The 13724-nt window shown below is 64.7% G+C and carries 13 protein-coding genes; 6 read left to right on the top strand and 7 right to left on the bottom strand.

Features of this window, described 5'->3' with window-relative positions:
- Window positions 1–296: 296 nt before the first annotated feature.
- Together J2R78_RS37535 and efp are read right to left on the bottom strand one after the other, a co-directional pair.
- Window positions 297–1901, bottom strand: a complete 1605-nt coding sequence (locus J2R78_RS37535) for a M23 family metallopeptidase (protein WP_253608733.1) — start codon at window positions 1899–1901, stop codon at window positions 297–299.
- A 128-nt stretch (window positions 1902–2029) separates the two neighbouring features.
- Entirely contained in the window at window positions 2030–2596 is a 567-nt protein-coding gene (efp, locus tag J2R78_RS37530; protein ID WP_016844580.1) for an elongation factor P, read from the bottom strand.
- A 416-nt stretch (window positions 2597–3012) separates the two neighbouring features.
- Between efp and epmA the strand changes: the two genes are divergently transcribed.
- The 4 genes from epmA to J2R78_RS37510 are packed head-to-tail and all read left to right on the top strand — an operon-like array spanning window position 3013 to window position 5662.
- Window positions 3013–4065: an EF-P lysine aminoacylase EpmA gene (gene epmA / locus J2R78_RS37525; protein WP_253608732.1), complete on the top strand. Its 1053-nt coding sequence runs from the start codon at window positions 3013–3015 to the stop codon at window positions 4063–4065.
- Window positions 4062–5153 carry a lysine-2,3-aminomutase-like protein gene (locus J2R78_RS37520; protein WP_253608731.1) on the top strand — a complete coding sequence of 364 codons (1092 nt, stop codon included), beginning with the start codon at window positions 4062–4064 and terminating at the stop codon, window positions 5151–5153. Before epmA ends, J2R78_RS37520 begins: the two co-directional genes overlap by 4 nt.
- Window positions 5122–5373 carry a hypothetical protein gene (locus tag J2R78_RS37515; protein WP_225644190.1) on the top strand — a complete coding sequence of 84 codons (252 nt, stop codon included), beginning with the start codon at window positions 5122–5124 and terminating at the stop codon, window positions 5371–5373. Before J2R78_RS37520 ends, J2R78_RS37515 begins: the two co-directional genes overlap by 32 nt.
- Window positions 5374–5416: 43 nt before the next feature.
- The gene (locus J2R78_RS37510) at window positions 5417–5662 is read left to right on the top strand and encodes a hypothetical protein (RefSeq protein ID WP_225644401.1); all 246 of its coding nucleotides are present in this window, start codon (window positions 5417–5419) and stop codon (window positions 5660–5662) included.
- A 66-nt stretch (window positions 5663–5728) separates the two neighbouring features.
- On the opposite strand, the gene J2R78_RS37505 is transcribed toward J2R78_RS37510, so the two are convergent.
- The 4 genes from J2R78_RS37505 to J2R78_RS37490 all read right to left on the bottom strand — a co-directional run bounded on the left by J2R78_RS37505 (window position 5729) and on the right by J2R78_RS37490 (window position 10688).
- Window positions 5729–6814, bottom strand: a complete 1086-nt coding sequence (locus J2R78_RS37505; RefSeq protein WP_057018573.1) for a 3-deoxy-7-phosphoheptulonate synthase — start codon at window positions 6812–6814, stop codon at window positions 5729–5731.
- Between the two features lie 236 nt (window positions 6815–7050).
- Entirely contained in the window at window positions 7051–7623 is a 573-nt protein-coding gene (locus J2R78_RS37500) for an HdeD family acid-resistance protein (RefSeq protein ID WP_253608730.1), read from the bottom strand.
- 88 nt (window positions 7624–7711) lie between these two features.
- Window positions 7712–9571 (bottom strand): acyltransferase family protein, encoded by a 1860-nt coding sequence (locus J2R78_RS37495; RefSeq protein ID WP_253641400.1) that lies wholly within the window; start codon window positions 9569–9571, stop codon window positions 7712–7714.
- A 79-nt stretch (window positions 9572–9650) separates the two neighbouring features.
- A complete protein-coding gene (locus J2R78_RS37490) occupies window positions 9651–10688 on the bottom strand; it encodes a PrsW family glutamic-type intramembrane protease (RefSeq protein ID WP_028342108.1) in 1038 nt (345 codons plus the stop codon).
- Between the two features lie 381 nt (window positions 10689–11069).
- Here J2R78_RS37490 and J2R78_RS37485 point away from each other — a divergent pair, with 381 nt between their 5' ends.
- Window positions 11070–11939 carry a TSUP family transporter gene (locus J2R78_RS37485; RefSeq protein ID WP_253608729.1) on the top strand — a complete coding sequence of 290 codons (870 nt, stop codon included), beginning with the start codon at window positions 11070–11072 and terminating at the stop codon, window positions 11937–11939.
- A gap of 7 nt (window positions 11940–11946) precedes the next feature.
- Here the strand turns inward: J2R78_RS37485 and J2R78_RS37480 are convergent, their stop codons facing one another.
- Window positions 11947–13179, bottom strand: coding sequence for a Zn-dependent hydrolase (locus J2R78_RS37480; RefSeq protein WP_253608727.1), 1233 nt, complete (start codon window positions 13177–13179; stop codon window positions 11947–11949).
- Window positions 13180–13345: 166 nt separating this feature from the next.
- On the opposite strand from J2R78_RS37480, the gene J2R78_RS37475 reads away from it, so the two are divergent.
- Complete coding sequence (locus tag J2R78_RS37475; RefSeq protein WP_253608726.1) at window positions 13346–13690, top strand: hypothetical protein; 345 nt, start codon at window positions 13346–13348, stop codon at window positions 13688–13690.
- The last annotated feature ends 34 nt before the right edge of the window (window positions 13691–13724 follow it).

The raw sequence follows: 13724 nt of genomic DNA, 5'->3' as shown, positions 1-13724 counted from the left end.
ATAGAGACTTGCGTCCGATGGTCAAAGCGGGACGGGTTCCCGCCGTTTGCTGCTTCCATCATGATCATTGAAGCTGGCAATTGTCGCCGCGACATGGCGCGCACCGACGCGATTCCGAATGGAACCTGCGGTGGGGCGTTTGCACAATTTCGGAATAATGGAATAATGCCGCTGATTTGCCCGACGTGTCAAGTCGTCGTGTCGAACGACGGCAGCCGCCGGCTACTTTGCATGGGGTTGTTTTCGATATTTTGGCAGTGCGCCCCGAACCGGTGTCCCCTTCGGTCGACAACACTCTAATTGCCGCCGCCTTCCTGGGTGTCGATGCGATGCACGACGTCGTCGGGCAGGGCATGGGCCACGGCGGCTGCAAGCCCGGGCTCCGGTCCGATCTCGCGGCCGCGGCCGCGGATCAGCCGCTCATAGGCCGACACCAGCGTGGTGTAGGGATTGACCCACAGCCAGCCGTCGCGCGTGAACAGCTGGACGTCGAAATGCAGATGCCGCGATGTGCCGTTGGGGTGGTCGAGATAATTCGAGACCACGCCGATCTTCTCGCCCTCGCTGACGCGGCGCCCGTTGAGCAGGCCGTCGGCATCCATCACTGACGGGTTCATGTGCATGTAGCGGAAACGGACATGCTCGGTGCGGGTGTTGACCTGCAATGTCGCGGCCTGCTGTTGCGCCGAGCGGATCACGATACTGTCGCGCACCGCAACGACCGCCTGCTGCTTGGGGTCGCAGCCATCCTTGCTGTCGACAGGACACGCGCCGGGGCGGATGTCCTGGCCCTGATGGCCGTAGCCGCTGGCGCATTGGCCGACCTCGAAGCTGCGCGCCTCGCAGAAATTGTCTTGCCAGGGATACGTGTCGATGGCCGCGCCGGGCTTGCGCTTGGCGAAAGATTGCGAGTGGGCGAAGGCCGGCGCCTTCTCGAGCGGAAAGCGGATCTGCGAATAGACGGTGAAGTCGGCGTGGCCGCCTTGTTGCCTGCGGCCGCCGCTGCCCGCGACGATGTCGCCGCTCGGGTGGTAGGTGAAGTCGGCGGATTGCACGGCCGGCCGCTCGGCGATATCGGAGGCGACGTCGCTGCGCGGCCGTGACGGCTGGCCGCCGGCGATGCGCAGGGCCTTCAGAAAGCGCTCGGCGACCGGATAGGCCTCGCGGCAGGCCAGCCGCTTCGGCCGCGGCGCGCTGTCGAGGCACTGGATCGAGACCACATAGGGGATTCCGAAGCGGGTGAAGGCGTAGCGGACATAGCCCTCGCGAACGAAGCGGCGCAGGTCCGGAAACTGCGCGGCCAGCGTCCTGACCGGCTCGCCCTTGCCGCCGAGCCGGTCGGCGAGGTCGTAGACGAGGATCGAGCCGGAAATCTGCACCTCGACCGGCTTGGCAAATGTCCGCGGCGGCAGGCCGTCGCCGGCGCCGGGGTCGAGCGAGAACACGGCATCGTAGCCCGACGCACCGGCATGGAAGAAATCGACCGCGCGGAAGTCGGCCTGGTAGCGCGCGATCGACAGGCTGTCCGGCGCACCGTTTTGTCGCGCGTCGAGATAGCTTGCGGGGTCGAACGGCAGCAGCACCGGGATCGGGCTCTGCGCAATGCCGGGAAACAGCGGCGCTGTCACCGCGTTCAACTGCACCAGCGCAGGCGTCGCCCGCGGATCGGTGGCGGGGACGCGGCGCTGGCCTGCGAAAGTGAAGCCGGCGGCGATGGCCGGGCGGCTACCGATCTCCTGCCGCAGCTGGTCGAGCACGGCGCGCCATTCGACCCGCATGGCCGAGATCGATGGCGTTCGGAATTCGTCGGCATGGGCGCCGGGAAGAGGCGAGAGCAGGGCTGCCAGCCAGCAACTGACGAAGCTGACCACCTTCCTGTTCACTGCACACCCCGGGCTCATGTCTGATCGCCCGAGAGACTAAAGCAAGTTCCGGAAAAGTGTGTAGCGGTTTTCGGTAAAGTTGACGCTTAACCAACAAGTTGAGGCGCGGTGACGATTCATTTCAAATCCCACCGCGCCTCAAGCGCTCAGTCCTTGGCGCGTTCGACGTAGGAACCGTCTTCGGTCATGACCACGATGCGCGTGCCCGTGGTGATGTGCGGCGGCACGCCGGTGCGCAGGCCGTTGGACAGCATGGCCGGCTTGTAGGACGAGGAGGCTGTCTGGCCCTTGGTCACGGGCTCGGTCTCGACCACTTCCAGCGTCACGCGCTGCGGCAGCTGGATCGCGACCGGGTTGCCCTCGTGCATCGAGAGCTTCACGGTCATGTTCTCCTGCAGATACGGCGCGGACGAGCCGACGATCTCCTTGGAGACCTGGACCTGGTCGTAGTTGTCGTTGTTCATGAAGTGGAAGCCGTCGCCATCTTCATAGAGGTAGTTGTAGTTGTGGTCCTCGACGGTGGCCTTCTCGACCTGGTCGGTGGTCTTGTAGCGCTCCGAGACCTTCACGCCGTCGCCGATGCGGCGCATTTCGATCTGGCTGACCGGGGTGCCCTTGCCGGGATGAATGTTCTCGGCGGAAAGGACCACATAGAGCTTGCCGTCCTGCTCGATGACGTTGCCCTTGCGGATGGAACTGGCGATGACTTTCAAAGGTGTTTTCCTGAATTTGAGAGCCTAAGGGCGCCAACCGGATCGGCAGCCCCTCGGTCATGGCGGCGATTTCGGGCTGCAACATACTGATTTGTCCCTGAGATGCCAGTCTTTTGCGGCCGAATTCGCAAGGTTGCCAACCGTCCCGGCCGTCCCGATCGGCCCTATTTTTCGGCCATGGGCTCATCCGTTTCAGCGAATCTGCCGATGGGACGCGCGAGCCGTCGTTCAAGTTCAGCCACGTGCGCGCATGGACAAGGTGCGCGTCTTTCGACAAGAAGGGATCAGCCTCGCGGCGTTCCGCGGAGGCTCGGGCTGTGTAGGCTTATGAACTTGCGTAGAATCAATCGGTTGCGCAGTACTCTTGAGTGCGGATGGCGGCTCGTTGATGTTGAATCCATGAGGATGCTCTGGCGATGACAGCTCATGACCGGCCGTCGCCCTGGTGGATGCCGCAGCGCTATGCCGACCGCAGGCCGTTTCTGCAGGCGCGGACGGCGATCACGCGAGCGCTGCGCGCCTGGTTCGAGGAGCAGGGATTTGCCGAGGTCGAGACCGCGATCCTGCAGATCTCGCCGGGCAACGAGACCCATCTGCACGCTCCTCGCACCGAGCTCAGGCAGGCCGATGGCTCACATGCGCCCCGCTATCTGCGCACCTCGCCGGAGTTCGCCTGCAAGAAGCTGCTCGCGGCCGGCGAGCCGAAGATTTACGAGTTCGCGCGGGTGTTCCGCGACCGCGAGCGCGGCGACCTGCATCTGCCCGAATTTACCATGCTGGAATGGTACCGCGCCAATGCCGGCTATGACGCCATCATGGCCGACACGATCGTCGTGATCGCCCATGCGGCGCAGGCGACCGGGATCGGGCGGTTTTCCTTCCGCGGCATGACGGCCGATCCGTTTGCGGAGCCGGAGCTGCTGACGGTCGCGGCGGGTTTCGAGCGCTTCGCCGGCATCGATCTCCTGGCGACGATCTCAGGCGGCGAAGGCGACCGCGAGGCGCTTGCGGCGGCTGCAGCAGCGCGGGTGCGGGTTGCAGATGACGACACCTGGACCGATATCTTCAGCAAGGTGCTGGTCGAGCATATCGAGCCTCATCTGGGACAGGGCCGTCTGACGGTGCTGTTCGAATATCCGTCGCCAGAGGCCGCGCTGGCGCGCACCAAGGCCGGCGATCAGCGCGTCGCCGAGCGTTTCGAGGTCTATGCCTGCGGCGTCGAGCTCGCCAACGGCTTCGGCGAACTGACCGACGCGGCCGAGCAGCGCCATCGTTTCACCGCAGCGATGGACGAGAAGGCCCGCCGTTATGGCGAGCGCTATCCGCTCGATGACGATTTCCTTGCCGCGGTCGGCCAGATGCCGGAGGCCAGCGGCGTCGCGCTCGGCTTCGACCGGCTGGTGATGTTGGCGAGCGGCGCGCCACGAATTGATCAGGTGGTCTGGACGCCGCCTGCGGGAGAGACATGAACAGGATCGATCCAAAACTGGCGGCGACGCTGCGACAGCCGCGCGAGCTGGTCGATGCCGGGCTCGCGCCGGTCGCAGCACTGGCCGGGCTCGAGCGGGTTGCTGCGCGCTACGCGGTCGCGGTGACGCCGGAGCTCGCCGCGCTGATTGATCCGGCCGATCCCGCCGACCCGATCGCGCGGCAGTTCATCCCGAGCGCCGACGAACTCGTCGAGCAGCCGGGCGAGAACGCCGATCCGATCGGCGACGATGCGCATTCGCCGGTCGCCGGAATCGTGCATCGCTATCCCGATCGGGTGTTGTTCAAGCTCGTCCATGTCTGCGCGGTGTATTGCCGGTTCTGTTTCCGGCGCGAAATGGTCGGGCCGGGAAAGGCCTCGGCCTTGTCCGATGACGCCTACCGTGCGGCGCTGGATTACATCCGCAGCCATCCGGAGATCTGGGAAGTCATCCTGACCGGCGGCGATCCCTTGATGCTGTCGCCGCGCAGGCTGACCGAGATCATGGCCGATCTCGCCGACATCAATCATGTGAAGATCGTTCGCCTCCACACCCGTGTTCCGATCGCCGATCCGGGCCGTATCAATCCCGAGATGATCGCGGCACTGCGGGTCGAAGGCGCGACGACCTGGATTGCGATCCATGCCAACCATCCGCGTGAGCTGAGCAACAATGCCCGCGCAGCGTGCGCGCGCCTTGCAGACGCCGGCATTCCCTTGGTAAGCCAGTCCGTCCTGCTGCGCGGCGTCAATGACGATGCCGCGACGCTCGAGGCGCTGATGCGCGGCTTCGTCGAGTGCCGAATCAAGCCCTATTATCTGCATCACGGCGACCTTGCGCCCGGCACAGCGCATTTGCGCACCACGATCGAAACCGGGCAGGAACTGATGCGGGCGTTGCGCGGGCGTGTGTCCGGACTTTGTCAGCCGGATTATGTGCTCGACATCCCCGGCGGCCACGGCAAGGCGCCGATCGGCCCGAGCTATTTGTCGCAGCCGGCTTCCCGCGAACGTGAAGATCCGGTGGAACGGCGCTACCGTATCGTCGATTATTGTGGTGACGTTCATCTTTACCCGCCGCAATCCTGAGGCGGCGATGAGCGGGGCCGGGGACGGACGGCAGGAGCCGCCCGAGGATGAGGGCAACCGCAGCATCGAAAATGCTGTGATGTTCGGCTTCTTTGTGGTGCTGGTCGCCGCGGGAATCTGGCTCCTTGGCACGATGGCCGATATACGGAAGGTACAGGATTGCGCAGCGCAGGGGCGACGCAACTGTGCTACCGTCGAGGTGCCGGAACGGGCGCGATAGGGTTGAGAAGCGGAGACGCGAGATGCGGAAGACAGTTTTGTTGATGGCTCTGATGATGGTTGCGGCCGGAGCGCCCCAGCTTGGCATCTCCCAAGCCTGGGCGCAGCAACAGGGCGGATCGTCCTCCATGCAGAAGGGCGGGACGGTCCCGGAGGCGCCGATCGGACATCGTCAGCCGCGCCGCGGCGACGTTGGCAGCGAGAAGAATATCAGCGATCCGAACAGTCAGGCCAACAAGGAAGACGCGGCGCTCGACAGGAAGATCAAGAGCATCTGCCGCGGTTGCTAACCCACGCAGCTGACCGGCGAGGCGCGATATTCGCCCCGCCGGCAACGCTCAATCCGTTCGGCCGCGTCAGGCCGAACGCTCCTGCAGGCCGTCACGCCGCACGCTGCGCCTTGCGTCGACGGCATCGGCCAGCTGCTTCAACACGTCAGCCGTCGTCCCGAGGTCGATGCAGCCATCCGTGATGCTCTGGCCGTAGGTCAGCGCCTTGCCTGGCACGACGTCCTGGCGTCCCGCGACAAGATTGCTCTCGATCATCACGCCGATGATGCGCTGTTCGCCGCCTGCGACCTGGCGCGCGATGTCGGAGGCAACCGCTGGCTGGTTCTCCGGCTTCTTGCTGCTGTTGGCGTGGCTGGTGTCGATCATCAGCCGCGCCGCGACACCGGCGCGGCCGAGCTCGGCGGCGGCAGCATCGACGCTCGCGGCATCATAGTTCGGCGCCCGGCCGCCACGCAGGATGACGTGGCAGTCTTCGTTGCCGCTGGTCGCGGCGATCGCTGAACGGCCGCCCTTGGTGACCGCCATGAAGTGATGCGGGTGCGAGGCCGACTTCACCGCGTCCGCCGCGATCCGCACGCCGCCGTCGGTGCTGTTCTTGAAGCCGACGGGGCAGGACAGGCCGGAAGCCAGCTCGCGATGGATCTGGCTCTCGGTGGTGCGCGCGCCGATCGCGGCCCAGGAAACCAGATCGGCGATGTATTGCGGCGTCGTCATGTCGAGGAATTCGGTGCCGGCCGGCAGGCCGAGATTGTTCACCGCCGACAGCACGTTGCGGGCGAGCCGCAGGCCCTTGTTGATGTCGAAGCTGCCGTCGAGATCGGGATCGTTGATCAGCCCCTTCCAGCCGACGGTGGTGCGCGGCTTCTCGAAATAGACCCGCATCACGATCTCGAGGCGGTCGGCGAGCTGTTCGCGCAGGCTGGCGAGGCGCTCGGCGTAATCGACGGCCGCCGCGGGATCGTGGATGGAGCAGGGGCCGACGACGACCAGCAGGCGGTCATCGGTGCCGTTCAGGATCGCGTGGACGGCGTTGCGGGCGCCCATCACCACCCGGGTCGCCGTCAGGGTGCGCGGGACCTCCCGCATCACCTCCTCGGGCGTACTGAGCTCTTTCAATTCCTTGATGCGAAGATCGTCTGTCGTACTCAACACGGCTGGCTCCTTTGGATTTCGGGACCTGCCGGCACACAAAAAAGCCGCCAGGTCTGGCGGCTTGTTTTGGACGTTTGCTGCAATTCTTCAGATTGAGCGCGATCCTCCTGCCGCCAGCGAGCTGTCGTAGCTAAAGTACCAAAAATAGCTGGTGGCGACGGTGATCATGGGGCGGCTCTATAGCGCAGGGATTTGGGGCTGTCACCCCCCAAATGCAAGCCCCCCGCGGTTCGGCGTCAGGTGTTGCGCGCCGCCAACGCCATGCCGATCAGGGTCGCCCCGCCAAACATCAGATTGAGGCCGACGAGGAGGCCGATCGCCCATCCCGCGGATTCCGGCAAGCCCGCGATGATGAAGAAGGCGATCACGATGTCCATCAGGCCGGCGATCAGCAGCCAGGACCAGCGTCCCGACAATTCGCGGCGGTGCTCCAGCGCGTACATGACGGTGGCGACGCCCTCGGCGACGAAATAGGCGCCGACCACGATGGTCAGCGTCAGCACACCCTGCATCGGACGGGCGAGCAGCACCATGCCGGCCAGCACGGCGAGCGCGGCCGAAATCAGCGACCACCAGAAGCCCGGCATGTTGCGCGCCCAGAACGTCACGATCAGCCCGCCGATCCCTGAGATCAGGAACATCCAGCCGAGGAAGATGGTGACGGCGAGGCTCGCGAAGGTCGGCACGATCATCGCGGCGATGCCGAGGATCACCAGCAGGATGCCTTCGAACAGGAACGCCTTCCAGTGCGCCTTCACCGCGGCCTGCATTTTCGATCGCAGCTTGTCGAGGTCGTTGGACAGGGGCATCGCGGCTCTCCGGATCTGCGCGTGTGCAGTCTATCCTAACCGGTTATAAATGGTCAGCCCGTCAGTTGCGGCGGCAATAGCTGTGCGCTCATCTTTCTGCATGGCGGTTTTCGACAGCCAGAATCCTTGGCACAAGCCTGGCCGCCAGATATCGCGAGGCGCGTGGCGACAGATGCAGGAAGTCGGCCGATACCAGGTCGTTTGCGCTGGTCCCGACCCTCGTCAGACATCCGTCCGCGTTGCAGAGCTCGTCATAGGGCGACAGATATTCGATCCCGAGATCGGCGGCGATCTGCCCAATCCTGTCGTCAGTCTGCTTGGTCGATCGCACATCGTGGCTGCGTTCCGGGATCAATGTATGATGGCGCAGGAAATATTGCACCGTCAGATGGGGCACAGTGTCGGTCCAGACCGGGACAGGGCCGACCAGGATGACACGGGCGGCGCCGGCCTGTCTGAGGGCGACAATCGTCGGGCGGAGATCGTCGGCGGTGGGTTCTTTGCTCCACGCCAGGTGCAGAAGCACGACATCGGGGTGCGAGCGGGCAACCGCAGCAACGATGTGGCGATTGGTTTGAACACAAAACGGAATGGTCTCGGCCTGCGCGGTGAAGAGTGGCGGGCAGGAATTGACGGTGAACTGGGCTAACCCGAATTGATCGCCCTGGACTTGCCGCAGCCCGGCGGCAAGCATGCCGGCGGTCGAATCGCCCCATACGAAAACAAGCGGGCGCTTGCTGGCGTCAACGCAGCTCGGATCAAATGCGGGATCGGCGGAAGCCGAGATATGACATTCGCCGTATCTCAGGAAGTCCCTGGATACGGTCATGGCGCCGGCTTCGCGAACGATCGCCGGAAGCCGAAAGGCAAAGCCGTCGACGATCGCCAATGCTCCCACCGATGCAACGGCCACCATCGATGCCGCAAGGACCGGCGCCACCCGCCACTGCCCGAACCTGATTGGGCGCTCGACGTAGCGATAGGTTGCCCAGGCCAGAATGAAGCTGGCCCCAACGGCCAGCCCGTTCTCGGCCAAAGTCAGGGGACGACCTTTGAAGCTCGCCGCAAAAACCAGGATCGGCCAATGCCAGAGGTAGAGCGGATAGCTGATCAGCCCGATCGCGACCGCGGTACGCGTCGAGAGAAATCGATTGCGACCTGACATGATGAGGGCGGCGGCAGCGGCGACCGGCGCCACCGCTGCGATCCCGGGGTAGGTCATGGAGGGCGAATAGAACGCGGTTACCGCCGCGATCACCGCGAGCGCGGACCATCCGAGAAGGTCGCGCGCCGCGGAGAATCCGCTGGGCAGGCAGACGGCCACCAATGCTCCGGCCGCGAGCTCCCACGCCCGCGTGAACGGCTGGTAGAATGCGGCTTCAGGGTTGGTTCGAACGACCAGGATATTTGCGACAAGCGATGCGATGAAGATCAGGGCAAGGGGAGCGGCGGCGGCGATCCGCCATCGCACCAGCGCCCACAGCAGCAAGGGCCAGACAAGGTAGAACTGTTCCTCGATGCCGAGCGACCAGAGATGGAGCAGCGGCTTCGTTTGCGCGGCCGCATCGAAATAGCCACCCTCCGAATAGAACAGCAGGTTTGCCGAGAAACCCGCGCCTGCCGCAATCTCCTTTCCAAGGGCCACCAACTCGCTCGGCATCAGAAGTTGCCATCCGGCAACGAAGGCGGCGATCAAGACGACGATCAGGGCAGGAAAAATCCTGCGAATGCGACGCGCATAGAACGTCGCAAGGCTGAAGCTCCCGTTCTGAATGTCGCCATAGATGATCCCGGTGATCAGGTAGCCGGAAATGACGAAGAAGATGTCGACCCCGACGAAACCCCCGGGAACATATTGCGGGAACGCGTGGCCGAGCACGACCAACGAGACGGCAACGGCCCGCAAGCCGTCGATATCCGGCCGATAATTCTTGTAGTTGTGCCCCATCGTCCTCTCGCGCCTGGTCTGTGTCTCTCCCTGAACCCGCCGAGGTTGTTTTGCAAGGGGAGCGGTGCCGGCCGGGGCGCTAGCTTTGACCGGGAGCGGACGGAAAGCCCTCCGAGGCGGTCCGCATCCGGTTGCGGCCGAGGAAGTAGACGGCGGTGGTCGCGATGAGCAGCGCCAGTCCGATCAGGATCGAGGTGAAGCCGATCGGGACCAGGATGAACGACGCATTGCGCTCGGGATTGACGTACCAATGATGCAGCGAGGTGAGCAGGAAGGAGACGCCGGCAAAGCCGGCGCCGCCGCCGATCAGCAGCAGCGCCCACATCCGCCGCAGCTGGCTGAGCCGCTCGCGCGCAACGTCGGTGCGCGGCGCATGATGCTTGCCGAGGCGTCGCACGAGGCGGATTGCAAAGCCGATCGAGGAGAAGCCGATCAGCACGCTGGCCGAGCCGAGCAGCAGCCGCGTGGTCGAGCCGAGATCGGGGATGCGCTGGAGCGCGAGCAGCGGAAAATCGAACGCCGCGTGCAGCGCGACCGGCGCGACCAGCACCAGCGCCCAATTCGTCATGCGCGCCCAGTCGCGGTGACCCCGGTAGGCGCCGAGCGCGCCGCCGGAGCGCGCGATCGCAAGATAGGCGCCGGCGATGATGCCGAGCGCGCCGTGGAACGGCACCGTGAGCACGCTGCGCAATGCCGCGAGCGCGCGCCACATGTCCTTGTGCTGGACCAGATAGGCGAGGTTCTCATAGGCGGCAAACCCAAGTCCGGCGGCCGCGCCATAGACCACCGTATCCATCGGATCGGCGAAGGCGCGGCGCCGCGTCGAGATGACGACGATGACGAGCACCTTGACGATCTCCTCCGGTGCCGCGACTCCGAAAGCTGCACGCACCGCCTGCGTCGCCCAGGGATTGTCGGGAATCGCAAGCAGCGCATTGAACGGAATTCGCGCCAGGCCGAGCAGGGAGATGCTGGCCGCGCCGAGCACGAAGGCGAGCCACACCTGAACCGGCGGTCCGGGCCGCTCGTCGGCGGCGATGACCAGCCACAACACCAGCAATGCGGGGGCAATGGCGGCGGCGCCGATGACGGTTGGAAGCGACTCAAGCAACAACATGAGCCGGACGGGCCCCTTTGATGGCACCAAAGCGATGCGTGCCGAAGAAATGGCAGCAAGTTCAGCGGATTGCAAATCGGTCTGATGCCGTTCTCGTGACCAATATGCCACGGTGCCTTACGAAAGCAGGCTGGAAAGGTGCCGTTGCGGGCCTTGATCAGCTAAGGGCCGAGCGCGGCTCCCGGACAGGTTCCTGACGGCGGCAGGTCCATGGCGTTCCAGGCGCTTTGGTAGCCCGACGATTCCGGGATCGCGACCTGTGGGTCCGATCAGCTTTCGGCACCGCGTCCCCGTCGTTGGGCTATAATGCCGTGGGCAAGGCGACTGATCCGGTAAAAGCCAGAGATGCTTTCGATTGATTCTGCTGTGATCGTTCTTGCCGTGATCGCGCTGTTTGCGGCGTTTGTAAATGGCGCGCTTGGTTACGGGTTTTCCTCGCTCACGGTGCCGGTCGCACTCGTCTTCTACACCAACCGCGTCCTCAATCCCGCGGTGGTCATCGTCGAAGTCTTCGTCAATCTGTATGTCCTGTGCATCAACCTGAGCGGCGTTCCGGCCGTGTGGCGGCGCGTGCTGCCTATTCTCATCGGCATGCTGCCCGGTATCGCGGTCGGAGCCTTTGCGCTGACGTCGCTTCAGCCCGGCTGGACCAAGTTCGCCACCTACTCGATTATTCTGCCGCTCATTCTGTTGCAGGCGGCCGGTTGGCGGAGGCCGATCCAGTCGAAATGGCTGGTCGGTTTGCCCTTCGGAACGATGCTCGGGATCTTGTACTCGGTCACGACCATTTCGGGCCCGCCGCTGGCGATCCTCTTCAACAATCAGGGCCTCGTCAAAGATGAGTTTAGGGCCGGTCTCGCGCTGGTTCGGGTGACGGAGTCCAGCCTGACTGCAATCGCATATTACAAGCTCGGTCTGTTCATCGACGAGAGCCGGAGCATCCTGCTCGTGCTGGTTCCCTGCGTTGTCGTCGGCATACCGCTCGGTGCCTGGCTGATCCGGCGGTTGGACGCCGAGACGTTTCGCCGGATCTGCATGAGCTTTGATGCGTGGGTCGTGGGATTCGGCCTGTCGCGCGTATTGATCGAAGTGAAGCTGATGGAAAGCCCGTGGGCCTACAGCGTCATGGCCGGCACGATCCTGATCGACATCTGCTTGCTGTACGTTTTCTTCACCGCGAGGAGAAGCACCGTGCAGAACTCGCACGCGTTGGCTTCGCTGAAGTCGGGCAACCGGGGCGGTCCGACCTGAAGGTGCTCTAACCTGCGAGCAGGCGCCGGCAGGTTTCGACAAATACCTCGGCACCCGTGACGATATCGGCATCGTCGGTGTTCTCGCTCCAGTGATGGCTGATGCCGCCGATCGACGGAACGAACAGCATCGCCGCCGGCATGATGGTGGCGAGGACCTGGGCGTCATGGCCGGCGCCGCTCGGCATGCGGATCGATCTGCCGCCGGCGCAGGCTGCGCTCGCGGCTTCGATCGCATCCTGGAATGCGCGCGTCATCATCGCGGGCACTCCGGTGCGGATGCGCTCAACCTTCACGCCGCAACGGCCCTGAGCGGTGGCCTCGGCCGCCAGGCGATGCAGCTGCTCCTCGAGACGTGCGATCACCTCGGGATTGTCGTCGCGAATCTGGAATAGCATCTCGGCGCCGCCTGCAATGATGCTCGGTGCGCCTGGGTCCAGCGTGATGCGGCCGGTGGTCCACACCGTGCGCGGTCCCGACAGGGCAGGGAAGCTGTCGTCGATCGCGACGCAGAACCGCGCCAGCGCGAGGCCGGCGTCCTTGCGCACCGCCATCCGCGTGGTGCCGGCGTGGTTCTGCTCGCCGGTGAACGTGATGCGATACTGCCAGATGCCGACGATCGAGGTGACGACGCCGATCCTGAGCCCGCTGCTTTCCAGCGTGTCGCCTTGCTCGATATGCGCTTCGAGATAGCCGATATGACGGCCGGCCTCGGCATTGAGGCGCGGGCGGCCGGCGAAGCCTGCGTCGCGCAATGCATCGCGCATGGTGCGATCGCTGGAGCGGTCGCGGGCTGCATCGATGTCGGCTTCGGTCACCGCACCGACAAACGACCGGCTGCCGAGGAAACTGCCGAAATGTCCTTCCTCGTCGCACCACGCGGCGACCTCGACCGCGCCGTTCGCGTCCGGGTCGGTGTTGATGACGCGCGCCGCCTCGAGCGCGTAGATCACGCCGAGCGGCCCATCGAGCCAGCCCGCGTGGTTCTGGCTCTCCAGATGCGAGCCGGCGAGCAGCTTTGGTCCCGCCTTCGCGCTGGAGCCGAGCACATTGCCGATGCCGTCGATTGTTGCGGTGAGATTGGCGTCGGGCAAACGCGTCGCGAGCCAGTCGAGCGAGCGCAGATGCGGTTCCGAGAATGTCGGCTTGTGCACGCCGGTCTTGTAGGCGCCGATCGCGCGCAGCGCGTTGAGATCGGCGAGCACGCGCTTGCCGTCGAAGCGACCGTTGATGCCTGGCATGATTGGACTCCGGATTGCCGTCTTGATTTTACGTCTTGATGTGCGCCTTGGCGCCTCAATCCCGTCTTGATGCCGACGCGGTTGGATGCGACGGAACAATCAGGGCAAACGATTTCTTAGCGGTTCTGCTCTTAGGTCGCAGTACGAATAGCGTGAGAGTGTGATCATGTCTGCATTCCGGAACTGGGCTCGCAAGGCCGCTGTGCTGTTTCTTCCGATCGCTGTCGGCGCCTGCGCGCAGGTCTCGCAGCAATACAGCATGACCACGCCGCCGCCGGGGACAGGTCCGCTGGCCTGGGACGGTGCCGGACAGGACCCCAATCTCCCGCAGCCGCGGCGCCATGCGCGGAATGCGTCGCCCGCGGTGGCGGAGGCGTCGCCTGAGCAACTGTCGGAAGCGGATGCCGACGACCGGCTGGCGCGCAAGCTCGTGATCTGCAGCACCTGCATCAAGCGGACGCCCGTGGCGGCGCAGCCGAATAATCGTCAGAACGTCGCCAGCAATCACTAGCGGCTGGCGCTGAGCGCTGTTGCCGGACATCGAG

Source organism: Bradyrhizobium sp. USDA 4538, assembly GCF_024171045.1.
Taxonomy (GTDB): domain Bacteria; phylum Pseudomonadota; class Alphaproteobacteria; order Rhizobiales; family Xanthobacteraceae; genus Bradyrhizobium; species Bradyrhizobium australafricanum.
This window is presented reverse-complemented; position numbering and strand designations above follow the sequence as displayed.